Here is a 25,840-nt window from a genome sequence, read left to right as displayed (position 1 = left end):
TATATGCCCATGATGCGTCTGTCGCCTTCAGCCATCGGGAGTTAAAAAGAATGCTGTCGTTCCGCAAGCCCCAGGACAATCAGGCAGCCGAAGAGTTGGCTCTGCTGGGACGCCATGCGGGTGTCGGGTTGTGGGACGCCGTGATTCACAATGGCGATCCGATGCATGTGCAGAGCCGTTGGCACTGGTCGCCGGAATTCCGACGCCTCGTCGGTTTCGGCCACGACGACACGGCCGGCTTTCCCGACAAGGTCGGGTCCTGGGCAGACCGGCTGCACCCGGACGATGCCAAGCCGACCTTCGACAGCTTCATGGCCTGCCTGAACGACCGCAGCGGCCGCACCGGCTATGACGTGAATTACCGGCTGAAGGTGAAGGACGGCAGCTATCGCTGGTTCCGCGCCATCGGCGGCGTCGCCCGCGACAGCAGCGGCCTTGCCCTGCGCGCCTGCGGGTCGCTGATCGACATCGATGCCGAGCGCAACGAGTTGGAGCGGGCCAAGCTGCTCGACCGCCATGCCGGCGTCGGGCTTTGGGACGCGGTCTTCCACAACGCCGACCCGATGCATGCGCAGAGCCGCTGGCACTGGTCGCCGGAATTCCGCCGCCTCGCCGGTTTCGACCGCGACGACAAGATCGGCTTCCCCGACGGCGTCAATTCCTGGGCCGACCGGCTGCATCCGGACGATGCCAAGCGGACCTTCGACAGCTTCATGGCCTGCCTGAACGACCGCAGCGGCCGCACCGGCTACGACGTCGATTACCGGCTGAAGCTGAAGGACGGCACCTATCGCTGGTTCCGCGCCATCGGCGGCGTCGCCCGCGACGGCAACGGCCTGGCCTTGCGCGCCTGCGGATCGCTGATCGACATCCACGGCCAGAAGATGGCCGAACTGCGGCAGGCGGAACTGGACGGCGAACGCCGCAGCAGCATCGCCACCCTTGCCGAGTCTCTGGACCGCGAGGTCGGCACCGCCGCCGACCGCGCCACCGCCAACGCCCAGACCGTCGCCGCCGCGACGGAGGAGCTGTCGGCCTCGATCTCCGACATCAGCAACCGCGCCAACGAGGCGTCGGGCGCCTCGCTGAAGGCATCGGAGGAAGCGACCCGCACCAACGCCGCGGTGGAAGCCCTGGTCACCTCGGCCGAGCGCATCGGCGCCATCACCAAGCTGATCAACAGCATCGCCTCGCAGACCAACCTGCTGGCGCTGAACGCCACCATCGAAGCCGCCCGTGCCGGCGATGCGGGCCGCGGCTTCGCCGTGGTTGCCAACGAGGTGAAGTCGCTGGCCCAGCAGAGCGGCAGCGCCGCCGACGACATCGCCGCCCAGATCGCCTCGGTCCAACAGGAGGCGCTGCACGCGGTCGACGCCATCCGCCGCATCGGCACGATCGTCACCGACGTTCAGCAGATCTCCACCACCATCGCCGCCGCCGTGTCGCAGCAGGAATCGGCGACCAAGGAGATAGCCCACAGCGTCACCCGCGTGGTCCGCGACATCGAAGTGGTGTCCCAGAACATCGCCTCCACGTCGGAGCGGCTGCGGGCGTAAAGGGAAAAGACCCTGAGGAAAAAGAAAAGGGGGCGCATCGCTGCGCCCCCTTTTCTTGTCCAGTAGCCGCCTTTACCGCCCCACCGCCCGCCAGCCGATGTCGCGGCGGCAGAAGCCGCCCGGCCAGTCCAGCGCATCCACCGCCTTGTAGGCCGCCGTCTGAGCCTCCGCCACCGTCGGTGCCAGCGCGGTCACGCCCAGCACCCGGCCGCCGACCGAAAGCACCCGGCCATCCTCGGCCCGCTTGGTGCCGGCATGGAACACCGTCACGCCATCCACCGCGCCGGCCTTGTCCAGCCCGCTGATCTCGGTGTTCTTGGCGTAATCGCCGGGATAGCCGTTGGCCGCCATCACCACGCACAGCGCGGTCCGGTCGTGCCAGCGCAGGTCGATGCTGTCCAGCACCCCGTCGGCCGCCGCGACCAGCGCCGCCAGCGCGTCGGACTTCAGCCGCATCATCAGCGTCTGGCATTCCGGGTCGCCGAAGCGGACGTTGAACTCCAGCGTCTTCGGCACCGGGCCGTCCGGCGTCTGCATGATCATCAGGCCGGCGAACAGCACGCCCTTGAACGGCTTGCCTTCCGCCGCCATGCCCTTGACCGTCGGCAGGATGATCTCGCGCATCACGCGGTCCTGCAAATCGGCGGTCAGAACCGGGGCCGGGGAATAGGCGCCCATGCCGCCGGTGTTCGGGCCGGTGTCGCCGTCGCCGACCGCCTTGTGGTCCTGGGCCGACGCCAGCGGCAATGCATTCTCGCCGTCGCACAGCGCGAAGAAGCTGACCTCTTCGCCGTCCAGGAACTCCTCGACCACCACCTCGGCACCGGCGGCGCCGAAACGGCCGCCGATCAGTGCGTCGTCGATGGCCTCGAAGGCTTCCTGCTCGGTGCGGGCGACGGTGACGCCCTTGCCGGCGGCCAGACCGTCGGCCTTCACCACGATGGGGGCGCCATGCCTGCGGACATAGGCCTTGGCGGCTTCGGGATCCTTGAAGCGCTCATAGAAGGCGGTGGGCACCCCGTATTTCGCCAGGATGTCCTTCATGAAGCCCTTGGAACCCTCAAGCTCCGCCGCCGCCGCACTCGGCCCGAAGGCCTTGACGCCCAGCGCGGTCAGCCTGTCCACCAGACCCAGCACCAGCGGGCCTTCCGGGCCGACGACGACGAAGTCGATGGCGTTGCCCTGGACGAAGCGCACCAGCGCGTCGACGTCCTCCGACCCGATTGCCACCAGCGTGGCGACGTCGGCGATGCCGGCATTGCCCGGCGCGCAATAGAGCGCATCGCACAGCGGCGAGTTGGCAATGGCCCAGCAGAGCGCGTGCTCACGACCGCCCGATCCGACGACGAGGACTTTCATGGGGGGCGCTCCTTCCGCCTTGTTGCGATCTGCGCGCCTTGTATCATGGCGGCGCCCCAACTCAAGAGCGCCATGACGTCCGAAAACGCACCCCAAACCTCCACGCCGCTGATTGCTCCGGAACCGCGCCCCGGCTCCAACCTTCCGGAATTCACCGTCGGCGACCTCGCCCGCCGGCTGAAGCGCAGCATCGAGGAGGAGTTCGGCTTCGTCCGCGTCCGCGGCGAGATCAGCCAGCCGAAGAAACACAGCTCCGGCCACTGCTACATGCGCCTGAAGGACGACACCGCGGTGATCGAGGCGGTGTGCTGGCGCGGCACCATGGCGAAGCTGGCCGTCCGGCCGGAGGAAGGGCTGGAGGTCATCGTCACCGGGCGCATGACGACCTATCCCGGCCGCTCGCAGTACCAGCTGATCGTCGAGTCGATGGAACTCGCCGGCGAAGGCGCGCTCCTGAAGATGCTGGAGGAGCGCAAGCGCCGGCTGGCGGCGGAGGGGCTGTTCGATCCCGCCCGCAAGAAGCGCATCCCCTTCCTGCCCGACGTGATCGGCGTCGTCACCTCTCCCACCGGCGCTGTCATCCGCGACATCCTGCACCGGCTGAACGACCGCTTTCCCCGCCATGTCCTGCTGTGGCCGGTCGCTGTCCAGGGCGAGCGCGCCGCCGCCGAGGTGACGGCGGCCATCGAGGGCTTCAACCGCATCCAGCCGGGTGGGCGCGTTCCCCGGCCCGACCTGATCATCGTCGCGCGCGGCGGCGGTTCGCTGGAAGACCTGATGGCCTTCAACGAGGAGAATGTCGTTCGTGCCGCCGCGGCCAGCGCCATCCCGCTGATCTCCGCCGTCGGCCACGAGACCGACACCACGCTGATCGACTTCGCGTCGGACCTGCGGGCGCCCACCCCGACCGCCGCCGCCGAGATGGCGGTGCCGGTGCGCGGCGAGTTGCTGGCCCAGATCCTCGACGACGAGCGCCGGCTGCTCGCCTGCGCCTCCCGCGCGGTGGAGGACCGCCGCAACCGGGTGGAGGGGCTGGCCCGCGGCCTCGGCGATCCCCGCGCCCTGCTGGAAGGCCATGCCCAGCGGCTGGACGACCGGGCGGAGCGGCTGAACCTCGCGGCGTCCGCCCTGCTGGAGCGCCGCCGCACCCGCGTCGGCGAGCTGGCTGCCAAGCTGCGCCATCCGCGCGAGAAGCTGGCCCAGGCCGAGCAGAAGCTGGCGTCGGAAAGCCGCGCCCTCGATTCAGGCCTGCGTCATGCGGTGACCACCGCCGGCGGGCGGTTCGACCGGATTGCCGGCCGGCTGTCGCTGACCCCGGCGCGTGTGAAGCTGGCCGACGGCGAACGCCGCATCGCCGACCTGACGCCGCGCCTCGACCGCAGCTATGCCAAGGGGGTTGCCGACAAGGCGACGTCTCTGGCGTCGCTCGGCCAATTGCTGGAAAGCTACAGCTACAAGGGCGTGCTGGCCCGTGGCTTCGCCCTGGTCGAGGACCGCGACGGCCGCCCGGTGACCCGCGCCGATCAGGCGACGCCGGGTCTCGCCGTCAACATCGTCTTCGCCGACGATGCCAAGGTTGCAGCAACCGTCGATGGCGGCACGCCCAAGGTGGAAATGAAGCCCGAGGCGCAGGTGGAACCCAAGCCGGAGAAGAAGCCGGCGCCGCGCAAGCCGCGGCCGGTGCCGGTACAGGGCAGCCTGTTCTGAGACCGGGCGGCCAGGGCGGGCCGGGAGCGGAGTCCGCTATCCGCCGGCCAGTTCGTCGAGCCGTTGCCGTGCAAGGCGCAGCGGCACGCTCCAGTCCTTCGGCGCCTGTTGGCGGCATAGTGTGACGGTCGGATACCAGGGGGTGTCCGTCCGGTCGCGCAGCCAGCGCCATTCGGCGGCATAGGGCAGCAATGCACAGGTCGGGCGCCCCAGCGCCCCGGCCAGATGCACGGTGACATTGTCGATGCAGACCACAAGGTCGACGGCGGCGACCGCCGCGGCCAACCCGTCCAGATCGCCCCAGGGATCGAGGCCGGGCAGCCCGCCGATGTCGATGCCCTCCGCCGTCAAGGCGGCGATCTCCTGCGTCCAGTCGCCATATTGCAGCACCACGAGGCGGACGCCGGGCCGGTGGAGCGCATGCGCCAACACGTGCAGCGGGATGTTGCGGCTGCGTCCATGCTTGGGATTGGTGGTGTGCCAGGCGATGCCGACTGCCAGCGTGCCGGCCGGAATCGTCGCGCGAAAACCCGAAACCCTCACCGGATCGGCCAGCAGATAGGGCGCAGCGGAGCGCGGGGCGCCCCCGGCGTCCCCCAGCAGGCGCGGCAGGCTGCCCGCCGGGATTTGCGCGGCAATCGGGGCACGATCCGGGTCGGCCGCCTCGGTCCGCGTCAGGCTTGGATCGGGGGGCCAGTCACGCGCGACCACCTCCACGTCCGGCAGCGAGCGCGCGAACAGCGGAACCAGCCGCGGCTCGCATTCCAACACACAGCCGACACCCGCCCGGACCAGCAGCGGCAGCAGGCTGGCGAACTGGATTTCATCGCCGATCCCCTGCTCGCCCCAGACCAGCAGACGGTTCCCACCCAACGGCCCGCCCGTCCAGGCCGGTTGCGGGAATCGGCCGGCGACCAATAGCCAGGGCGGCACGGTCCAGCGGTCTTCCCAGGCCGCCCACCCCTCTTCGAAGCGGCCGAGGGTCAGCAGGGCCAGGGCGCGGAGCAGCCGGGATTCCCCCAGGTCGGGAGCGAGCGCCGGCACCGCCTGCATATTCGCCAAGGCTTCCTCCGGATGGCCCGCGAGCAGCAGCGCGTCACCCAGATTGCTGCGGATGCCGATCTCGTCCGGCCGCAACGCCGCCGCCCGGCGCTGGCCGGTCAGCGCGGTTTCCAGATCGTCCTGCCCCTTCAGGACATTCGAACGGTTGTTCCACAGCTCCGCTGCCGACGGATCGACCGCAAGGCCGGACTCGTAGGCCCGGCGCGCCTCTGTCAATCGTCCGGCCTCCTTGTGCAGCCTGCCCAGCCCGTTCCAGATGCCGTGATGCAGCGGGTCGAGGATCAGGGCACGCCGGAGCGTCCGTGCCGCCTCGCCGTCGGGAGCCTGCCGGCCCACCTGCAGGAGATACTCCCCCAGCAGCCGCAGCATCTCGGCGGCATCGGGGGCCAGCAGCAGGGCGATGCGGCGCTCCGCCGCCGCACCCTGCCGATCGTCGGCCAGCGCCACCGCAAGGTTGCAGCGCAGCTCGATGGCCAGCGGTTGCAGGCAGACCGCAGCACGGAGTGCCTGCGCGGCCTCGCCGGGGCGGCCCGCCTTCAAGGACCGCATCGCAAAATCGTTGAGCTGGACGATCCGGGTGGGGTCGAGGGTGGCGGCGCGGACCATCGGGTCGATGGCCTCGCCGGACCGGCCCAGCGCCTCCAGCAGGCCGCCGAGATTGGTATGGAAATCCGGCTGTGTCCCATCTCCGGCGATTGCCTGCCGGATCAGGCCGCAGCCCTCCTCCAGCCTGCCGCTCTGCCCCAGCAGGATGCCGCGCAGGTGGAGCGTCATGACATGGTCGGGAACCACGTCCAGAATCTGGCGATAGATGGCATCCGCCTCGTCGAAACGCCGCTCCTGGTGAAGGTCGAAGGCGATGAGCAGAGCTTCCTGGATCGTCGCCATGACCGTTCCGTCCTTCCCTAAATCCGCGCCCTTTTCCGCGAAACCGGTCCGTAGACCGTCACACCGCGCCGGCAAAGCTCCAGCGCAGGGTCTCGCCGCTGCGGAAGGGCAGCACGGCGTCGCCCTCGCTGACCAGGATCAGGTCGGGGGCGACCGACGGACGGCGCTCCAGCGCCACCCGCTCCTCGCTGACCGGCAGGTTGTAGAAGCGCGGGCCGTTCAGGCTGGCGAAGGCCTCCAGCCTGTCGAGCGCGCCGGCCTCGTCGAACGCCTCGGCATAGAGTTCCAGCGCGTTGGCCGCGGTGAAGCAGCCGGCGCAGCCGCAGGCCGCTTCCTTGGCCGTTACCGTATGCGGGGCCGTGTCGGTGCCGAGGAAGAACGGCCCCTCGCCGCTCGTCGCCGCCTCGACCAGCGCCACCCTGTGAGTCTCGCGCTTGGCGATCGGCAGGCAGTAGAGGTGCGGGCGGATGCCGCCCTGGAAGATATGGCTGCGGTTGATCAGCAGATGATGCGCGGTGATGGTGGCGCCGATCCGGCCGCTGGCGGCATGGGCCCGCACGAACTGTACGGCATCGGCCGTCGTCACATGCTCCAGCACGACGCGCAGGGTCGGGTGGCGCTCCAGCAGCGGGGCCAGGATGCTGTCGATGAACACCGCCTCGCGGTCGAAGATGTCGACCGACTGGTCGGTCACCTCGCCATGGATCAGCAACGGCATGCCGATTTCCGCCATGCGCTCCAGCACCGGGGCGATGCGGGCGATGTCGGTGACGCCATGGGCGCTGTTGGTGGTGGCGTTGGCGGGATAGAGCTTGGCGGCGGCGAAAACCCCGTCCTTGAAGCCCTGGGCCAGATCGCCGGCGTCGGTGCCATCGGTCAGGTAGGCGGTCATCAGCGGGGTGAAGGCGACGCCGTCCGGCAGGGCCGCCAGGATGCGCTCGCGGTAGGCCACGGCATCGGCGGCCGCCGCAACCGGCGGCTTCAGGTTCGGCATGACGATGGCGCGGCCGAACTGGCGGGCGGTGAAGGGCAGAACCGCCTTCAGCATGGCCCCGTCGCGCAGGTGGACATGCCAGTCGTCGGGACGGCGGATGACAAGACGGTCGTTCGGCATGGATCGGGTCCCGGCGCTGGTGTCGAGGGGCGGTGAGCTTGGACGACGTTCTATCGCCATCGCCGCGGCATCTCAACAGAGGCGGTCCCCAAAGCTGGAAACGCAGACTGGAAACATGAGGCGAAGTCGGCAGCCCCCCGCCGGCCGGCGTTGGCGGGGGGCTGACCGTCCTGGCCCGGACCTTACTGGCCCGAAACTTTACTGGATGGTGGTCGAGGTCTTCAGGCCGAGGATGCCGTCGATCTTCGCGGCCTGCTCCGCGGTCACCGGCTTGCCGCCGATGCCGGCGAGCTGCTGCCGGGCGTCGGCAACCGCCTTGTCGCGGGCGGCGCTGTCCTTCAGCGCATGGGCGGCCAGCATCTGCTCGTGGTACTTGCCGAGCTGGACGGTCAGCTGGTCGGTCGGCTTGGCGCCCAGTTCCTTGGCGACGGCGTCGGCCTGGGTCTTGGTCACCTCGGCCTTCGGGGTGGCCGCGACCTGCTCATGCTTGGTCTTGCCCGGTTCGGTCTTGCCGGCATCCGCCTTGGTGGCGTCGGCCTTCGGTGCCTCGGTCTTGGTGGCTTCGGTCTTGGTGGCCTCGCTCTTGGTGACAGCCTTCTGATCGGCCTTCTGGTCGAGCTTCGGAGCCGTCGTGGTGGAGTCGGTCGTCGCGGCGGGGGCCGGCGTTGCCGGAGCGGCCGGCGCGACCGTTGCCGCACCCGCACTCAGCACGGGGGCCGTCGCCATCAGGGCGACAAACGCAAAGGTCGAAACGGACGAGCGGATACGCGACCCAAAGACGGTGCCGGACATTTTGTTTCTCCATTTCGGTGAGCGATCCTCGTTACGGGATCGTGCTTAGATGAACGCCGCCCCGCTGCCGTTCATTCCACGCCCTTCCAAAAAATTTTCGAGGAGCCTGAAAATTTTTCCGGCGCCCTTTTTGGCCGCAGGTGACGGGCCCGGCGAAAGGGGCTAGAAAACCCACGCTTTTCCTATCCAAGCGCGGACCTTCTCCGATGAGCCTGATCACGCCCCGTACCCCGCCCGGAACGATGGAGCTGCTGCCGCGCCAGCAGGTGGCCTTCCAGCGCATGCTGGACACCATCCGCCGCGGCTATGAGCGGTTCGGCTTCGTCCCCGTCGAAACCCCGGTGTTCGAGACGGTCGACACGCTGCTGACCAAGTCGGGCGGCGAGACGGAGAAGCAGGTCTATTTCGTCCAGTCGACCGGCGCGATCCAGCAGGGCAACAAGCCGGAACTGGCGCTGCGCTTCGACCTGACCGTGCCGCTCGCCCGCTATGTGGCGGAGCATGAGCGCGACCTCGCCTTCCCCTTCCGCCGCTACCAGATCCAGCGGGTCTACCGCGGCGAGCGGGCGCAGCGCGGGCGCTTCCGTGAATTCTACCAGTGCGACATCGACGTGATCGGCAAGGACAGCCTGTCCGCCCATTACGACGCCGAGATCCCGGCGGTGATCCACCATGTCTTCACCGAGCTGAACTTCGGCGGCTTCACCATCAACGTGAACAACCGCAAGATCCTGCTGGGCCTGCTCGACGGTCTGGGCGTCGCCGACGCCGACACCCGCGTCCTGGTTCTGCGCGAGATCGACAAGCTGGACAAGATCGGCCAGGACAAGGTCCGCGCGAGCCTGCTGGGCCTCGGCGTGACCGAGCATGCCGCCGACACCATCCTGTCGCTGATCGCCATGAAGGGCACCAACGCCGAGACGCTGGCCGCACTCGGCGCGCTCGACATCGAGACCGCCATCTTCCGCGAAGGCGTGGGCGAGCTGACCACCGTCATCGAGGGGCTGAAGGCCTTTCAGGTGCCGGAGGGCACTGTGCGCATCAACCTCGCCATCGCGCGCGGCCTCGATTACTACACCGGCACCGTCTACGAGACCTTCCTGAACGACCATCCCGGCATCGGCTCGGTCTGCTCCGGCGGTCGCTACGAGAACCTCGCCAGCCACTACACCAAGTCGAAGCTGCCGGGCGTCGGCATCTCCATCGGGGCCACCCGCCTGTTCTACCAGCTGATGGAGGCCGGCATCATCAAGGACGCCACCCCCACCGCCCAGGTGCTGGTGACGCAGATGGACCCGGCCCTGTCGGCCGATTATTTCCGCATGGCCAGCGAGCTGCGCGCAGCCGGCATCAACACGGAAATCCAGCTGGACGGCGGCAAGATCGCCAAGCAGATGAAGTATGCCGACCGCGCCGGCATCCCCGTCGTCCTGCTGATGGGCTCCGACGAGAAGGCCCGCGGCACCGCGACCCTAAAGCATCTGGTCAAGGGCGAGCAGGTCGAGGTTCCGCTGACGGAACTGGCCGCCCGCGCGAAGACGCTGCTGGAGGGGTAGGAGGCACCCCCTTAAACCCCCGTTAACCATAATTCGCCTATCGTTCCGACCTACACCGGCCGGGTGGGTCGGGCGACAGGGGGTGCGCATCCGAGATGGCAAAGCGGTGGATGCAGGTTGGGCGCTGGGCACGGTGGGCAGCGGTCGCGGCAACGCTGGCGACCACACTGGCCGCTGCCAGCTATGCCGGCTGGCAGGAGATGCAGACCTCGCGCCTCCAGGCCCGGCTGCTCTCCGGCGTCGCCCGGTCGATGACCGTCAGCTTGCGCGAAGGCCCCAATCCGCAGGCACGCCATCCCAAGCATGGGCCGTACAATGAGCGGCTCGGCTACACCGCCCTGCCCGGCCAGCTCGACGCGCTGACCCATGACGTCTACGCAATCGAGCGGCAGGCGGTGCTGTCGCCGGCGCTCGACCGCTTCATGGCCGGCGGCGGCTTTCCGATCTACCGCGAGAAGACGCAGGCCGGGCTGACCCTGCTCGACCGCAACGGTGCGGTCATGTATTCGGCGCGCTATCCCGAACGGGTGTTCGATGGTTTCGACGATGTGCCGAAGCTGGTCGCCGACACGCTGCTGTTCATCGAGAATCGCGAACTTCTGGACGAGGACCAGCCGCGCCGCAACCCGGCGGTGGAGTGGGACCGCTTCGGCGCTGCCGTCGCCATGCTGCCGCTCCAGATGATCCGGCCGGGCCAGCGCTCCCCCGGCGGCTCGACGCTCGCCACCCAGATCGAGAAATACCGCCATTCGCCCGACGGCCAGACCGTCGGCAGCGTGGAGAAGCTGCGCCAGATGACCTCGGCCAGCGTCCGCGCCTACAGCGACGGCGAGGACACGACCCAGGCCCGCCGCCGCATCCTGGTCGATTACCTGAACTCCACCCCGCTGACCGCACGCTCGGGCTTCGGCGAGGTGAACGGGCTGGGCGACGGGCTGTGGGCCTGGTTCGGCACCGACCTCACCATCGCCAAGCGCGTCCTCAGCGACCCCGCAGGCGACCCGCGCACCCTGAAGCTGAAGGCTCTGGCCTACAAGCAGGTGCTGGCCCTGCTGCTGGCCCAGCGCCGACCCTCCCATTACCTGATCCAGGACCGCGCCTCCCTCGACCGGCTGGCCGACGCCCATCTGCGCGCGCTGGCCCAGGCCGGAACGATCGATCCCGCCCTGCGCGATGCCGCCCTGTCCATCCCACTGGCCTTCCGCGAGGAGGCGCCGACCAGCCCCGCCACCTCCTATGTCGAGCAGAAGGCGACCAACGCCATCCGCGCCCGCCTGCTCGGCATGCTCGGCGTCTCCAACCTCTATGCGCTCGACCGGCTCGACCTGACGGCGCAATCCACCCTGGACGCCGAAACCCAGGCCCGCGTGGTGGAGGTGCTGGGCCGGCTGAACGACCCCGACTATGCCCGCTCGCTCGGGCTGACCGGCGAGCGGCTGCTCGACGCCCGCAACAACGACCTGTCGAAGCTGGTCTATTCGATCACCCTCTACGAGCGCGGCCCCGAGGCCAACTACCTGCGCGTCCAGGCCGACAACCTCGACCAGCCGCTGGACATCAACGACGGGGCGAAGCTGGACCTCGGCTCCACCGCCAAGCTGCGCACGCTGGCGACATATCTGCAGATCGTAGCGGAACTGCACAGCCGTTACGCCCATCTGCCGAAGGAGTTGCTGGGAGATGTCGAGGACGAGGCGTCCGACAATCTGACCCGCTGGGCGACCTCCTGGCTTGCCGCGGCGCCCGACCGCCGGCTGCCCGCCATGCTGGATGCGGCGATGGAGCGGCGCTATTCCGCCAGCCCCGGCGAGGTCTTCTTCACCGGCGGCGGCCAGCACAGCTTCGTCAACTTCAACAAGGACGACAACGGCCGCATCCTGACCGTGCAGGAGGCGCTGCGGAACAGCGTCAACCTGCCCTTCATCCGGCTGATGCGCGACGTCGTCCAGTTCTACATGGACGAGGGAGCCGACGACGGCGCCGACATCCTGCGCACCCCCGACCATCCCGCCCGTCAGGCCTATCTCGCCCGCTTCGCCGACCGCGAGGGCACGGACTTCCTCAACCGCTTCTACAACGATTACCGCAAGCGCAGCCCGGACGAGGCGCTGGCCCGGCTGGCGACCCGCTCGCGCCCCGTGCCCCACCGGCTGGCGGTGATCTTCCGCAGCGTGCGGCCCAAGGCCGGGCTGGCGGAGTTCTCCAGCTTCCTGCGCGGCCGGCTGCCGGGAAAGGCGCTGTCCGACACCGAGCTGTCGGCGCTCTATTCCAAATACGGGCCGGACCGCTTCCCGCTGAACGATCTGGGATATCTCGCCCGCGTCCATCCGCTGGAGCTGTGGCTGGTCGCCTATCTCCAGCAGCATCCCGACGCCAAGCGGGCCGAGGTGCTGGCCGCCAGCGCCGACGAACGCCAGGAGAGCTATCGCTGGCTGTTCAAGAAGGGCATGGCCGCCCAGAACACCCGCATCCGCATCGGGCTGGAGGAGGAGGCGTTCCAGCGCATCACCGCCCAGTGGCGCAGCGTCGGCTATCCGTTCGAAACGCTGGTGCCGTCGCTGGCGACCGCCATCGGCAGTTCGGCCGACCGCCCGGCGGCATTGGCGGAGCTGATGGGGCTGATCCTGAACGACGGGGTGCGCCAGCCGACGGTGAAGATCCGCTCGCTGCATTTCGCCGCCGGCACGCCCTATGAGGCAAAGCTCGGGCTGGGGCCCTTGCAGGGCGAACGCGTGCTGCGGCCGGAGGTCTGCGCCGTTCTGCGCCGCGCCCTGATGGACGTGGCGCAGAACGGCACCGCCAAGCGCATCTGGGGCTCCTTCAAGGACCCCACCGGCGCACCGATCCCGATGGGTGGCAAGACCGGCACCGGCGACCACCGGCTGGATCGCTGGGGACCGGGCGGCGTGCTGATCGAATCGAAGGCGGTCAACCGCACCGCCACCTTCGTCTTCTACATCGGCGACCGCTTCTTCGGCACCATGACCGCCTTCGTCCATGGGCCGGAGGCTGACAATTACCGCTTCACCAGCGCCCTGCCCGCCCAGCTGCTGAAAAGCCTCGCCCCGGCGCTCCAGCCGCTGATCGACCAGGGCACCACTCGCACCGCCGACACGCGCCCGACCCCGACCGGGCTGTGAAGCAGCCCCCGAACGGTTGCAATCCAAGAAGTATCTTCCGTAAAAATATATACAGTCCGCAGACAACAGTCTTTCGCATGCCTCGCGGCGGGACCTGCGCTCAACCGTAGAAGTCCTGCCCGTACGCCCCGCCGAAGTGCGGTCTGTGGTTCGGATCCCGCTTACGGAGGCCCCCGCCAATGGCGCCACGGTTACCGCTGCACGCCCACCACATGGGCCTGGCCCCGGTCGAGTCCCCCGATCTGTCCGCCGCGCGCAGCCTTCCGGGCGGCCCCGGCACTCCGATGGATCACCGGCTCCAGCTCCGCATCGTCAACCGCGACAGCCACGGCCGCAGCCATGCCCGCTCCGCACAGGACAGCATGGCCGCAGCACCGGCAGCGGCCGAAGAGGTGCCGGTCATCGCCCGTGTCACCTCGCCGGACGACTGGGCGGCCCTTCCAGGCGTGAAATCCGCCAGCACAATCGGCAAGGCGGCCGACGGGTCGTGGATCGTCACCGGCCGCCTGCATGCCGATCAGGTCGAGGCGGTTCACGCCCACGCCGTGGTACTCAGCCTGAAGGCGGCGCAGCCGACCCACTCCGCGCTGAACGCCACCATTTCCGAGATGGGGCTGGGCACCCTCGCGGTGCCGGGATTGCCCGAACCCGCGATACCGGGCCTGCTGCCGCCCTGGGTCCAGCATGCGCACCGGGATGGCGAGGGCGTCATCGTCGGCGTGGTCGATTTCGGCTGCGACTACATGCACCGGAACTTCCGGCAGGCCGATGGGCGCACGCGCCTGCTGGCGGTGTGGGACCAGTCCGGGACGCCCAATTCGCCCTTCCCCTACGGCGCTCTCTATACGCCCGAGCAGATCGACGCGGCGCTCGCCACCGACGATCCTTACGACGCCCTCGGCTACGCTCCGCCCAAGGACGATCCCGGCAAGCCGCAGGAGAATGGCACCCACGGCACCCATGTCATGGACATCGCCGCGGGCAACGGGCTGGGATCGAAGAAGCCGGGCGTGGCGCCGAAAGCGTCGCTGATCTTCGTCGATGCCAAGCTCCCCACCCCGGTCAACTCGCCCGACCAGCTGAACCACACGCTGGGCAGCACCGTCCAGCTGCTGGAGGCGGTCAACTATATCTTCAACGCCGCCGGCAACCGCCCTTGCGTGGTCAATCTCAGCCTGGGCACCAACGGCGGCCCGCATGACGGCACGTCCCTGGTCGAACAGGGGCTGGACGCCATGGTCAACGCGGCTCCCTACCGGGCCGTGGTGATCGCCGCCGGCAATTCCCAGCAGAGCGGAACCCACACCAGAGGAACCGTCCCGGCCGGCGGCGAGTGTTCCATCGGCTTGGGCATCCCCACGCTCGGCATCGCCGGCTTCGAGACCACCTCTGCCGGCGGCGAGGTGGAGCTGTGGTATCCCGGCCGGCGGCGCCTGTCGGTGACGCTGGTCGCCCCCGACGGCACCGAGATCGGCCCGGTCGGTCCGAACGGGTCGCTTCCCTACGGCCTTCCCGGCAAACCGCCGGCCATCTTCATCGTCAACCGGCTGGACGACCCCAACAACCACGACAACGTGATCGGCATCTGGGTCGCCATGGGGGCGCCGAAGGGCGAATGGACCATCCGGCTCCGGGCGCTGGACGACGGCCCCGTCGATTATCACGCCTGGATCGAGCGGTTCGATGCCGGTCAGGCGCAGTTCCTCCAGCCGGTCGCCTCCCACATGCTGGGCTCGATCTCCACCGGCCATTCGACGATCATCGTCGGGTCGCACGATGCCCACTCCACCGGCACGCCCATCTCCTTCTTTTCCAGCGCCGGCCCGACCCGCGACGGACGGCAGAAGCCGGACCTCTCCGCCCCCGGACACCGCGTCAAGGCGGCATGGTCGCGGACGGTGACCGGCGTGGTCGAGAAGTATGGAACCAGCATGGCCGCCCCGGCGGTGACCGGATTGATCGCGCTGATCTATGCCCGGTCCATCCGCAAGGGCCTGCCGATGGACAATGCGGCGCTGCGCGAGCGCCTGATCCGCATGGTCCGCCGCGATCCGCCCGATGGAGCGGACTGGGACCCGCAGCACGGTCACGGACGGGCGTCGGCCGCCGCCATCCTGGAGGAACTGGACCACGACTCCGCCCGCAACCCGGACTTCGACGAGTGGCAAGCAGCCCAGGGCCAGGGCCGGGTCCAAGGGTGAACTGGCAAGGTGAGCCGGCAAGCCGCAACCGCCGTGCCCTTGCCCTGACGGGAGGTGGGGCTCATCATCGCTGAGACGCGGAGGGCGGTTCCGCTCCCGTCCCCTCTGCTCTCTTCCTATGGATGGCCGGCATGCCGATTGACCTCGCCTCGCTCAGGAAGCTGGAAAGCCCATCCCCGTCGATGCTGGCCCAGCCGCTGGACGACGCCCAGCGCGTCGCGGTGATCGTCCGCCTGCATGCGAACGCCGCCGCACCCGACTGCCTCTCCAGCGGCAGGCCGATAGCCCCGGGCATCGTCACCGCCGAGATCGCCGCGGCCGACCTCGCCGGGCTGGAGGCCGATCCGGCCGTGCGCTCCATCGCCCTGTCGCGCCCGCTCCAGCCGTCTTGACGCCAGCCTTCTTGACGATAATTTCACCCGCTCCGCCCCGCCGTGGCAGACTGCCGGCAACGGTTGGGACGGGTGTGAGGATGGAACAGTGAACAGCCAGCGGCGCGATGTTTCAAATGTTCCATTCCGCGCGGACCTTGACGTGCTTCGCCATTTGCCGTATGCACGCCGCGCACGCGTCGGCACCCCTGGAGGCCGGCGCCCTTTTCGTTTTGGAGCATCGTCATGACCAAGATCATTCCGCTCGGCGCTGAGACGCGCGAACGGGCCGGCAAGGGGACCGCCCGCCAGACCCGCCGTGACGGCCGTATTCCGGCCGTCATCTACGGTGGTAAGCAGGCTCCTGTCACCATTTCGCTCGAGAAGTTCGAGTTCACCCGCGTCCTGCATCAGCCGGGCTTCTTCACGCACCTGTTCGACGTCACCGTCGACGGCTCTGCCCACCGCGTCCTGCCGCGCGACGTGCAGTTCCACCCGGTGACCGACGTCCCGCTGCATGTCGACTTCCTGCGCGTTTCGTCCGACACCCGCATCAACGTGCAGGTTCCGGTCGAGTTCGCCGACCAGGACAAGTCGGCCGGCCTGAAGCGCGGCGGTGTGCTGAACATCGTCCGTCACGAGCTGGAGCTGAGCTGCCCGGCCGACAGCATCCCTGAGCACATCACCATCTCGTGCGAAGGCTTCGATGTCGGCGACTCGATCCACATTTCCTCGGTCAAGCTGCCGGAGGGTGTGACCTCGACGATCACCGACCGCGATTTCACCATCGCGACCATCGTTGCGCCGTCGGGCCTGAAGTCGGAAGAGGGCGCCGCTGCCTGATCGGGAGCGTCCGTTCTTCGAAGATGGTTACGGTGGGGGGCTTCGGCCCCCCACTTCGTTTGTGGAGCCTGGGTTTCGAATAAAGGGTGAGGGACATGCTGCTTCTGGTCGGATTGGGCAACCCCGGCAACGAGTATGCCCGCAACCGCCACAACATCGGCTTCATGGCGGTGGAGACCATCGCCCAGCGCCACCGCTTCACCCCGTGGAAGAAGCGGTTCCAGGGCCAGACCGCCGAGGGCACTGTCGCCGGCGACAAGGTGCTGGCGCTGGAGCCCGCCACTTTCATGAACCTGTCCGGCCAGTCGGTGGTGGCCGCCCTCCAGTTCTACAAGCTGAAGCCCGAGAACGTCGTCGTCATCCATGACGAGTTGGACCTGCCTCCCGGTAAGATCCGGGTGAAGAAGGGCGGCGGCCATGGCGGCCACAACGGCCTGCGCTCCATCGACGCGCATATCGGCAAGGACTACTGGCGCATCCGGCTCGGCATCGGCCATCCCGGCAACAAGGATCTGGTCAGCGGCTATGTGCTGCACGACTTCGCCAAGGCCGACCAGAGCTGGATCGACCCGCTGCTGGATGCCGTGTCCGACAACCTGCCGCTGATCGTCGATGGGCAGCCGGAGCTGTTCATGAACAAGGTGACGGTGGCGACCCAGGGCAAATAGTCCCCTGCCGGGCCTTGCCGGTTCCCGCCTTCCCCCACTTCGCGTTTGCGCTTTGGTCCCCATCGTAGGATAAAGCGCGTCAATTCCAGCATTTCCGACGGCGAGCACCCAACCATGGGCTTCAATTGCGGCATCGTCGGCCTGCCGAACGTCGGCAAGTCGACCCTTTTCAACGCCCTGACCGCCACCCAGGCGGCAGAGGCGGCGAATTTCCCCTTCTGCACCAAGGAGCCGAACGTCGGCCGCGTCAGCGTGCCCGACCCGCGGCAGGACAAGCTGGCCGAGATCGCCAAGTCGCAGAAGGTCGTCCCGACCCAGTTGGAGTTCGTGGACATCGCCGGCCTGATCCGCGGGGCGTCGAAGGGTGAAGGGCTGGGCAACCAGTTCCTCGCCAACATCCGCGAGGTGGATGCCATCGTCCATGTGCTGCGCTGCTTCGAGGACGACGACATCACCCATGTCGAGGGCAATGTCGATCCGCTGCGCGATGCCGAGGTGGTCGAGACCGAGCTGATGCTCGCCGACATGGAAAGTCTTGAGCGCCAGCTGACCAGCCTGCAGAAGAAGGCGAAGGGCGGCGACAAGGACAGCAAGATCAAGGCCGACCTGATGGAGCGCGCCCTGAAGGTGCTGCAGGACGGCAAGCCCGCCCGCGTGGTCGAGGTGTCCGAGGAAGAGAAGCCGGTGTTCAAGCAGTTCATGCTGCTGACGTCGAAGCCGGTGCTCTATGTCTGCAATGTCGAAGAGGCGTCGGCCGCCACCGGCAACAGCTTCTCGGCCAAGGTCGCCGAGAAGGCCAAGGCCGAGAATGCCGAGGTCGTCGTCATCTCCGCCGCCATCGAGTCCGAGGTCGCCCAGCTGTCCGACCCGGCCGAGAAGGCCGAATTCCTTGAGTCGATGGGGCTGGAGGAAACCGGCCTGAACAAGCTGATCCGCGCCGGCTTCAAGCTCTTGGACCTGATCACCTTCTTCACCGTCGGTCCGAAGGAGACGCGGGCCTGGACCGTGCGCCGCCACGCCAAGGCCCCGGAAGCCGCCGGCGTCATCCACACCGATTTCGAACGCGGCTTCATCCGCGCCGAAACCATCGACTACACCAGCTACGTCACCCTCGGTGGCGAGCAGGGAGCGAAGGACGCCGGCAAGATGCGCCAGGAAGGCAAGGAATATGTCGTCCAGGACGGCGACATATTCCACTTCCGCTTCAACGTCTGAAGCATGCCGACCGGGGGAACAGGGGCTTCATGGCCCCCTTCCCCCTACGCTGTCACCCAACTGTCATATTGTCGTAACAATCCGCGCACCCTACCCTTCAGTTAGGGGTGCCGCCTGACCGCATCCCCGATCCGACAGAGGGGGTGCGATGCAGGCGACACGGGTGCTGCTGGAACTCGCCGGAAATGTCGTGCTGCTCCTGTGGGGGCTGCACATGGTGCAGAGCGGGCTGACCCGCGCGCTGGGCGGCGACCTGCGCCGCATCCTCGGGGCCGGTCTGCGCAACCGCTGGACCGCCTTCCTGTCCGGCATGGGCATCACCATGCTGCTGCAAAGCAGCACCGCCACCGGACTGATGGCGACCGGCTTCACCGCCACCGGGCTGGTGTCGCTGATGCCGGCGCTGGCGGTGATGCTGGGGGCCAATGTCGGCTCCACCCTGATCGTCCAGATCCTCGCCTTCGACGTCGCCCATGTGGCGCCGGTCCTGCTGCTGGGCGGCTTCATCGCCTTCCGCCGCGGGGCGCGGACGCGCAGCCGTGATCTGGGGCGGGTCGCCATCGGGCTGGGCCTGATGCTGCTGTCGCTGCACCTGCTGCTGGCGACCATCGCCCCGGCGGAGAATGCGCCGATGCTGCGGCGGATGCTGACGATGCTGACCGCCGATCCGGTGGTGGCGGTGATGCTGGCGGCACTGCTGTCCTGGGCCGCCCATTCCAGCGTCGCCGCCATCCTGCTGATCGCCTCGCTGGCAGGCGGCGGGGTGATCGGTCCGGAAGCCGCAATCGCCATGGTGGCCGGGGCCAACCTGGGCAGCGCCGTCAATCCGGTGATCGAGGGACCGGGCGGCGACGGCCGCAACCCGGCGGCCCGGCGGCTGCCGGTCGGCAACCTGATCAACCGCCTCGTCGGCTGCCTCATCGTCGTGCCGCTGCTGGAGCCGATCACCGCCGGCCTGCAAGCCGTGTCGCCGGACGCCACGCGGCTGGCCGCCAATTTCCACCTCGCCTTCAATCTGGCGATGGCCGGGCTGTTCATCGGCCCGCTGCCCTGGTTCGCGCGAGCACTGACCCGGATGTTCCCGGAGCGGGTGGCTGTCACCGACCCGGCGATGCCGCTCTATCTCGACCGCAGCGCGCTGCGCATTCCACACCTTGCCATCGCCAACGCCTCCCGCGAGGCGTTGCGCATGGCCGACACGGTGGACGGCATGCTGCGTGGTGCCTTGGACGTGATCCAGACCGACGACCGCAAGCGGGTGCAGGAGATCCGCCGCATGGACGATGTGCTGGACCGGTTGCACGAGGCAATCAAAGGCTACCTCACCCAGATCAATGTCGAGGATCTGGACGAAAGCGACGCCAGCCGGATGTCGGACGTGCTGACCTTCACCATCAACCTCGAGCATGTCGGCGACATCGTCGATTGCAATCTGATGGAGACGGCCTCGAAGAAGATCCGGCGCAAGCTGCGCTTCTCCACCGAGGGGGCTGGCGAGATCGCCGGCATGCTGGAACGGCTGAGCGAAACCCAGCGGCTCGCCGCCGCCGTCTTCGTATCGCGCGACGTCCGTTCCGCCCGCGCTCTGATCCATGAAAAGGAGGTGATCCGCGATCTGGAGACCAGCGCCACCGAGGCGCATTTCGCCCGCCTGCGCGCCGGCCGCAAGGAAAGCGTGGAGACCAGCGCTCTCCACCTCGACATCCTGCGCGACCTGCGCCGGATCAACGCCCATCTGGTTGCCGCCGCCTATCCAGTGCTCGATCAATCGGGTGAGTTGCTGCCCAGTCGCCTCAAAAGGGGAGCAGCCCGGGCGTAAGTGTTCACGTCCCATAGAATAGCTGCGCCGCCTGAGCTTCGACCTTTTCTTGTCACCAGCGCAGCAACGTTAACACTTTCGTAACCATATAAAATTCGTCAAGCTCTTTCGCGACATGGTTAACAAAACCCTCCTGTGGTTGTTATGGCAGCGAACCCCAAGGGGGTTTTGAAGAGCCAAGGAATGGTTGTCGAGAGGGAGCGGACGGTGGCGAACACGCACGCGACGTCGAACGGACCCGCGAACGGACCCGGCACACAGGGGATATCCGACGCCGGATTCGCCGCGCGGGTGCGCGACGCCATCGACCGGCAGGAACTGTCCCTGGTTTTCCAGCCCCAGGCCGATGTCGTCACCAACCGCCTGACCGGGTTCGAGGCGCTGTCGCGCTGGCGCCTGTCCGACGGCACCATGCTGCCTCCCGATGTCTTCGTGCCGATGGCCGAGCAGGGGGAGGCGATCCACCTGCTCGGCGAATGGACCCTGCGGACGGCCTGTGTTGCGGCGACCGGCTGGCTGCGCGCCGGCTATCCCGACATTCCGGTGTCGGTCAACCTGTCGGCGCGGCAGCTCGACGATCCGGGGCTGGTGCTGAAGGTGCTGGGCATCCTGGCGGAGACCGGCCTGCCCGCCGCCAACCTGAAGCTGGAGCTGACCGAAACCAGCATGTTCAGCCAGACCGCCGAGGCACGCGAGGCGCTGCTGCGGCTGCGGGGTGCCGGGATCAGGCTGGTGCTGGACGATTTCGGCACCGGCTGGTCCTCGCTGGCGACCCTGAGGCGGGTGCCGGTGGAGGCGCTGAAGATCGACAAGCAGTTCGTCCAGGCGATGGTGGAGGACCGTGACGCTGCCACCATCGTCCAGGCGGTGGTGGCGCTGGCCCACGCGCTGGACCTGGGCGTGGTGGCGGAGGGGGTGGAGACGCCGGAACAGCGGCTCTACCTGCAAGCCTACCGCTGCGATGTTTTGCAGGGCTATTGGCTGTCGCGCCCGCTGACCGCCGACGGGGTGGACGATTTCCTGGCCGAGCGCAGCGCGATCCTGCCGCCTATCGGGTCGGGGGGCTCTGCCGCTGGGCCGCAGACATCAGGATGACCCGGCGGGTTTCGTCCCACTCGGTCAGTTCTGCGGCCTCATCGGCGGTTGCCCAGCAGGCCTCCAGCGCATCGTCGGCGCAGAGCGGTTCGCCCTCCGCACTCTCCGCCGCAACTTCGACAAGTGTGTAATGGTAGTGGACGCGCCCCTCGGCATCTGGGGTGATGGCGTCCACCACGGTGACGATCCCGGTCGGCACCACCTCCAGCCCGGTCTCCTCCCGCACCTCGCGCACCGCGGTCTCGAACACCGTCTCGCCGACCGACTGGGCTCCGCCCGGCAGGCTCCATTGCCCGATCCGCGGCGCCTTGCCCCGCCGGATCAGAAGCAACTTGTCGCCTCGCCAGACGACGGCCCCGACGCCAACCCAGGGGCGGTCGGGATATTCGCGGCTGGAACGGTCGGGCGGAATGGCGGACATGAACGGCTCCCTATCGATGTCTTGACCCAAAGGTAGCGCGGTCCGACACTGGTTCACCAGTCGCGAAGACGCAGTGCCGCGTCCTGCCGGTGTACACCCCACCCGACCGTATGGCCGCCCCATGAAACTCAACGAGATCCGCACCTTCATCGCAGTTGCCGATGCGCAGTCGGTGCAGGAAGCCGGCAACCGGCTGGGGCTGACGCAGTCCGCCGTGTCGCGGCTGATCCAGCGGCTGGAGGCGGAGCTTGGCGTCGTGCTGTTCGACCGGCAGACCAAGCCGCTGGCCTTGACCCGCGACGGCGAACTGGCACTGGCCCATGCAAGGCGCATCCTGGCGGCGGCCAGCGACTTCGCCGACGCTTTCGCCGGATCGGCCGAACCGCGCGGGCTGCTGCGGCTCGGCATGGCCCACGTGCTGACCGCTCTGGCCACCGGACGGCCGCTGGACGAGCTGCGTGCCGGCTTCCCCGGCCTGACCCTGCGGCTGCATTCGGATTGGAGCAACCCGCTGATCGAGCAGGTCCGCGCCGGCACGCTGGACGGCGCGGTGATCCTGCTGTGCGAGGGGCAGATGCCGCCCGACGACCTGCCGGTCCGCCGGATCGGCACCGAACCGGTCAACATCATTGCCTCTCCCGATGACGCATCCAGCGATCTCGCCGCCATGAACCGGCGCGGCTGGGTGCTGCAACCGAACGGCTGCCGCTACCGCGAGGCGTTGCACCAGGCGTTGGCGCCGCTCGGCTTGCAGCCGAACGTGACAGTGGAGGCCTACGACCAGAGCCTGCTGGTGTCGCTGGTGACCCGCGGCGTCGGTTTCGGCCTGGCGCCGATGGGGCTGATCGCGCCGATCCCCGATGCGGCGGCGGTGCGCCCGCTCGACCTTCCCAACTTCCAGATGTCGGTGACGATCTGGCTGATCCAGTCGCGGACGGCCGGACGCATCGCCCCGGTCTTCGACCGGCTGGAGGAGGCGCTCCGGCGCGAATTGGCGGCCGGACGCCCGCCCGAGTGCACAGCAACCAAGCATGCGATGGACGAACATCGCTTCCTGCATTCCGCTGCGGAATGACCTGATTGCCGATTATGAATTTGCCGAACTGTTGAGGCCCGCCTATCGTCGCAGGCAGAGCAGTTTCACAATACCGGCGCACAGCGACACCCCACAGCGGCGCCCGGATCCGGGAGGATGCCTTGACCACCGTTACCCCTGCACCGGCGCCCTCCTGGAGGACGCCCGCACTCGTCGTCGTCTGCGGTTGCCTGATCTCGATGCTGGCCTTCGGACCGCGGTCCAGCATGGGCCTGTTCATCGGACCGCTTTCGGAAACCCGCGGCTGGGGCCGCGATGTCTTCGCGCTGGCGATGGCGATCCAGAACATCCTGTGGGGCGCCGGCGGCCCCTTCGCCGGGGCGCTGACCGACCGCTACGGTCCGGCCCCTGTGCTGGCCGGTGGCGGGTTTCTCTATGCCGCCGGGCTGGCGCTGATGCCCTATGCCACCACCAGCGTCGAGCTGTACCTGACCGCCGGCGTGCTGATCGGGCTCGGCCTGTCCGGTGCCTCCTTCGGCATCATCATCGCCGGTTTCACCCGGCTGCTGCCGCCGGAACAGCGCAGCTGGTCGGTCGGCATCGCCACCGCCGCCGGATCGATGGGCCAGTTCCTGTTCGCGCCGATGGGTCAGGCCTTCATCGCCGGCTTCGGCTGGCAGACCGCCCTTTTGCTGCTGGCCGCCTCGATGATCGCGGTGCCGCTGCTGGCCGGCGTCTTCCCCGGCCCGAAGGGCATGACGGCGAGCGGCACCCCGGCGGTGACCGGCGCCAACATCGGCTACATAGCCGCGGTGCGTCAGGCCTTCCAGCACCGCAGCTATGTGCTGCTGGTCGCCGGCTTCTTCGTCTGCGGCTTCCAGCTGGCCTTCATCACCACCCACCTGCCGCCCTACCTGACCGCCGCCGGCATCAGCCCGACGCTGGCCGCCTGGGCGCTGGCGCTGATCGGCCTGTTCAACGTCATCGGCTCCTATGCCTCCGGCATCCTGGCGGGCAAGGTCAGCAAGCGCTACCTGCTGTGCGCCAACTATTTCTCGCGCGGAATCGCGACGGCAATCTTCATCCTGCTGCCGATCTCGTCGGTGACGGTGATCGCCTATGCCGCGGTGATGGGCCTGCTGTGGCTGTCCACCGTGCCGCCGACCTCCGGTCTCGTCGCGCTGATGTTCGGCACCCGCTACATGGGCACGCTCTACGGCTTCGCCTTCTTCAGCCATCAGGTCGGCGGCTTCCTGGGCGTCTGGCTTGGCGGCGTGCTGTATGAGCGGACGGGGTCCTACGACGTGGTCTGGTGGTTGGGCGTGGCGCTGGCGATGTTCGCAACCATCGTCCACTGGCCGATCGCCGAGAAGCCCGCCCCGTCGCTGGCGGCGGCCGAGGCAAAGGCGTAAGATATACACCCATGAGCGACAGCCCCGCCCCCTCCTCTGCCGGCCCCTCTGCCACATTTCCCATCGGCCACGGCCTTGCCGCGGCGCTGCTGGGCGGCATCCTGCTGGTCTGGGGCGGGCTGATGGGGATGTCGCTGCAACGCGCCGCGCTGCCCGACGCGACCGACGGCATGATGCTGGCGGTCTTCTCCCCCGGCACCAGCGATGCAGAGGCGATGGCGGCGATGGTGCGGGCCGGGGGCGAGCCGGTGCGGTCCACTTGGCTCGGATTCGCCTGGGTCGCCCGCGGGGTGGAACCCGGATTCGTCGGTCGGCTGAAGGCGGAGGGCGCGCTGGCGGCCTTCGGCGAGCTTCCGGTCGGCCCGACGCTAGGCGGCTGCACCGCCACCCCGGTCGATACGGCCAAGATCGCCGCAACCCGCCTGCAATAGCTCCGCTCTTTCCACCCTGTGGGCAGCTTGGGCCTCACCAACGGTGGACGCGCGTGCCTTGCGGTGTCATAGTGCGGCCCGCATTCGACCAGCCCCGTTTCCGCGGGGCCAGACTCCGGAATTCGTGAGCGACGATGAGCGAGCCGATCTCCCTGTTCACCAAACTGGCGAACATTCACATCCGTTACGTCACGTGGCGTCGGGGCGCCAAGGTCGGCAGCGACCGCTTCGGCAACGTCTATTACCGCAACAAGGACACCAAGCCCGGCACACGCGAGCGCCGCTGGGTCCTGTATGCGGGTGAGCCCGACGCCTCCAAGATCCCGCCGGAATGGCACGGGTGGCTGCACCACACCACCAAGGAGCCGCTGCCCGAGGGGTCGAGCGCCTATCACAAGCCGTGGCAGAAGGAACATCTGCCCAACATGTCGGGCTCGGTCCAGGCCTACCGTCCGCCCGGCCATGTGCTGGCCGGCGGGCAGCGCGTGCCGGCTACCGGCGATTACGAGCCCTGGACTCCGAGCTGATCCACACCGGCACCGGCCATCGGGCCGGAACGGAAAGCGGAACGGAAAGCCCGGCCCCCATGCGGGCCGGGTTTCGATTCGGGAATTCGCAGCAGGATAGCTCTATGCGCCGGAATGTGATTGAGACCGTGCTTGGCGGCGTCGTGCTCGCCGTGGCCGCCGTGTTCCTTGCCTTCGCCTACAAAAGTGCGGACCTGCGCAAGGTGCAGGGCTATGACATCACCGCCAACTTCAACAGCATCACCGGCCTGCAGGGCGGCGCCGACGTGCGGATCAGCGGCGTGAAGGTCGGCACGGTCACCGGGCTGACGCTCGATCCCACCACCTATCAGGCGGTGGTCCACCTGTCGGTCGACAATTCGGTGAAGCTGCCGAAGGATACCGCTGCGGTCATCGCCTCGGAAAGCCTGCTGGGCGGCAAGTTCCTGTCGCTGGAGCCGGGCGGCGATCCCGACGCCATCAAGCCGAACGGCAAGATCGAATTCACCCAGAGCACGCCGGGCCTGGAACAGCTGCTGGGTCAGGTCATCTTCTCGCTGCAAAGCATGAGCAAGTCGGGCGATCAGGCCAACGGCCAGCAGGGCCAGCCCCCCGGACAGGCCCCGGCCCAGCCGCCGAAACTGTGAT

Annotated in this window: 21 protein-coding genes; 16 read left to right on the top strand and 5 right to left on the bottom strand. The window is 68.3% G+C overall.

The genetic code is table 11. The annotated features are described in order from the left end of the window. Positions 1–50 precede the first annotated feature (50 nt). Complete coding sequence (locus ABNQ38_RS27855; protein ID WP_377809040.1) at positions 51–1,556, top strand: PAS domain-containing methyl-accepting chemotaxis protein; 1,506 nt, start codon at positions 51–53, stop codon at positions 1,554–1,556. A 72-nt stretch (positions 1,557–1,628) separates the two neighbouring features. Here ABNQ38_RS27855 and purD read toward each other — a convergent pair whose 3' ends face one another. Further along, the gene (gene purD / locus ABNQ38_RS27850; protein ID WP_377809039.1) at positions 1,629–2,915 is read right to left on the bottom strand and encodes a phosphoribosylamine--glycine ligase; all 1,287 of its coding nucleotides are present in this window, start codon (positions 2,913–2,915) and stop codon (positions 1,629–1,631) included. 72 nt (positions 2,916–2,987) lie between these two features. Here purD and xseA point away from each other — a divergent pair, with 72 nt between their 5' ends. After that, positions 2,988–4,622, top strand: coding sequence for an exodeoxyribonuclease VII large subunit (gene xseA / locus ABNQ38_RS27845; RefSeq protein ID WP_377809038.1), 1,635 nt, complete (start codon positions 2,988–2,990; stop codon positions 4,620–4,622). Positions 4,623–4,658: 36 nt separating this feature from the next. On the opposite strand, the gene ABNQ38_RS27840 is transcribed toward xseA, so the two are convergent. From ABNQ38_RS27840 to ABNQ38_RS27830, 3 genes are all read right to left on the bottom strand, one after another. Next, on the bottom strand, positions 4,659–6,572 hold the full coding sequence (locus tag ABNQ38_RS27840; protein WP_377809037.1) for a tetratricopeptide repeat protein: 1,914 nt from the start codon (positions 6,570–6,572) through the stop codon (positions 4,659–4,661). A gap of 58 nt (positions 6,573–6,630) precedes the next feature. Beyond that, positions 6,631–7,686 (bottom strand): dihydroorotase, encoded by a 1,056-nt coding sequence (gene pyrC, locus ABNQ38_RS27835; RefSeq protein ID WP_377809036.1) that lies wholly within the window; start codon positions 7,684–7,686, stop codon positions 6,631–6,633. Between the two features lie 198 nt (positions 7,687–7,884). Beyond that, the gene (locus tag ABNQ38_RS27830) at positions 7,885–8,478 is read right to left on the bottom strand and encodes a hypothetical protein (RefSeq protein ID WP_377809035.1); all 594 of its coding nucleotides are present in this window, start codon (positions 8,476–8,478) and stop codon (positions 7,885–7,887) included. Positions 8,479–8,684: 206 nt separating this feature from the next. On the opposite strand from ABNQ38_RS27830, the gene hisS reads away from it, so the two are divergent. The 9 genes from hisS (at position 8,685) to ABNQ38_RS27785 (ending at position 21,386) form a co-directional block, all read left to right on the top strand. After that, positions 8,685–10,034: a histidine--tRNA ligase gene (hisS, locus tag ABNQ38_RS27825; RefSeq protein ID WP_377809034.1), complete on the top strand. Its 1,350-nt coding sequence runs from the start codon at positions 8,685–8,687 to the stop codon at positions 10,032–10,034. Positions 10,035–10,129: 95 nt separating this feature from the next. Next, entirely contained in the window at positions 10,130–13,174 is a 3,045-nt protein-coding gene (locus ABNQ38_RS27820) for a transglycosylase domain-containing protein (protein WP_377809033.1), read from the top strand. A 179-nt stretch (positions 13,175–13,353) separates the two neighbouring features. After that, positions 13,354–15,375: a S8 family peptidase gene (locus tag ABNQ38_RS27815; protein ID WP_377809032.1), complete on the top strand. Its 2,022-nt coding sequence runs from the start codon at positions 13,354–13,356 to the stop codon at positions 15,373–15,375. Between the two features lie 131 nt (positions 15,376–15,506). After that, positions 15,507–15,767, top strand: coding sequence for a hypothetical protein (locus ABNQ38_RS27810; RefSeq protein WP_377809031.1), 261 nt, complete (start codon positions 15,507–15,509; stop codon positions 15,765–15,767). A gap of 225 nt (positions 15,768–15,992) precedes the next feature. Next, positions 15,993–16,589 carry a 50S ribosomal protein L25/general stress protein Ctc gene (locus ABNQ38_RS27805; RefSeq protein WP_377809030.1) on the top strand — a complete coding sequence of 199 codons (597 nt, stop codon included), beginning with the start codon at positions 15,993–15,995 and terminating at the stop codon, positions 16,587–16,589. A 95-nt stretch (positions 16,590–16,684) separates the two neighbouring features. Then, a complete protein-coding gene (pth, locus tag ABNQ38_RS27800) occupies positions 16,685–17,257 on the top strand; it encodes an aminoacyl-tRNA hydrolase (RefSeq protein ID WP_377809029.1) in 573 nt (190 codons plus the stop codon). A 114-nt stretch (positions 17,258–17,371) separates the two neighbouring features. Continuing rightward, on the top strand, positions 17,372–18,472 hold the full coding sequence (ychF, locus tag ABNQ38_RS27795) for a redox-regulated ATPase YchF (RefSeq protein ID WP_109052149.1): 1,101 nt from the start codon (positions 17,372–17,374) through the stop codon (positions 18,470–18,472). A gap of 148 nt (positions 18,473–18,620) precedes the next feature. After that, positions 18,621–20,291 carry a Na/Pi cotransporter family protein gene (locus tag ABNQ38_RS27790; RefSeq protein WP_377809028.1) on the top strand — a complete coding sequence of 557 codons (1,671 nt, stop codon included), beginning with the start codon at positions 18,621–18,623 and terminating at the stop codon, positions 20,289–20,291. Positions 20,292–20,498: 207 nt separating this feature from the next. After that, positions 20,499–21,386, top strand: a complete 888-nt coding sequence (locus tag ABNQ38_RS27785; RefSeq protein ID WP_377809027.1) for a putative bifunctional diguanylate cyclase/phosphodiesterase — start codon at positions 20,499–20,501, stop codon at positions 21,384–21,386. Here the strand turns inward: ABNQ38_RS27785 and ABNQ38_RS27780 are convergent. Then, on the bottom strand, positions 21,340–21,807 hold the full coding sequence (locus tag ABNQ38_RS27780) for an NUDIX hydrolase (RefSeq protein WP_377809026.1): 468 nt from the start codon (positions 21,805–21,807) through the stop codon (positions 21,340–21,342). The genes ABNQ38_RS27785 and ABNQ38_RS27780 overlap by 47 nt on opposite strands. A gap of 121 nt (positions 21,808–21,928) precedes the next feature. Here ABNQ38_RS27780 and ABNQ38_RS27775 point away from each other — a divergent pair, with 121 nt between their 5' ends. The 5 genes from ABNQ38_RS27775 (at position 21,929) to mlaD (ending at position 25,839) form a co-directional block, all read left to right on the top strand. Next, complete coding sequence (locus tag ABNQ38_RS27775) at positions 21,929–22,882, top strand: LysR family transcriptional regulator (protein ID WP_377809025.1); 954 nt, start codon at positions 21,929–21,931, stop codon at positions 22,880–22,882. A gap of 122 nt (positions 22,883–23,004) precedes the next feature. After that, complete coding sequence (locus ABNQ38_RS27770) at positions 23,005–24,255, top strand: MFS transporter (protein ID WP_377809024.1); 1,251 nt, start codon at positions 23,005–23,007, stop codon at positions 24,253–24,255. 11 nt (positions 24,256–24,266) lie between these two features. After that, a complete protein-coding gene (locus tag ABNQ38_RS27765) occupies positions 24,267–24,686 on the top strand; it encodes a hypothetical protein (RefSeq protein WP_377809023.1) in 420 nt (139 codons plus the stop codon). Between the two features lie 134 nt (positions 24,687–24,820). Next, positions 24,821–25,213, top strand: coding sequence for an NADH:ubiquinone oxidoreductase subunit NDUFA12 (locus ABNQ38_RS27760; RefSeq protein ID WP_098739448.1), 393 nt, complete (start codon positions 24,821–24,823; stop codon positions 25,211–25,213). A gap of 104 nt (positions 25,214–25,317) precedes the next feature. Then, positions 25,318–25,839, top strand: coding sequence for an outer membrane lipid asymmetry maintenance protein MlaD (gene mlaD, locus ABNQ38_RS27755; RefSeq protein ID WP_377809022.1), 522 nt, complete (start codon positions 25,318–25,320; stop codon positions 25,837–25,839). Position 25,840: the final 1 nt, after the last annotated feature.

It is taken from the genome of Azospirillum sp. A29, from assembly GCF_042604625.1.
Taxonomy (GTDB): Bacteria; Pseudomonadota; Alphaproteobacteria; order Azospirillales; family Azospirillaceae; genus Azospirillum; species Azospirillum palustre.
This window is presented reverse-complemented; position numbering and strand designations above follow the sequence as displayed.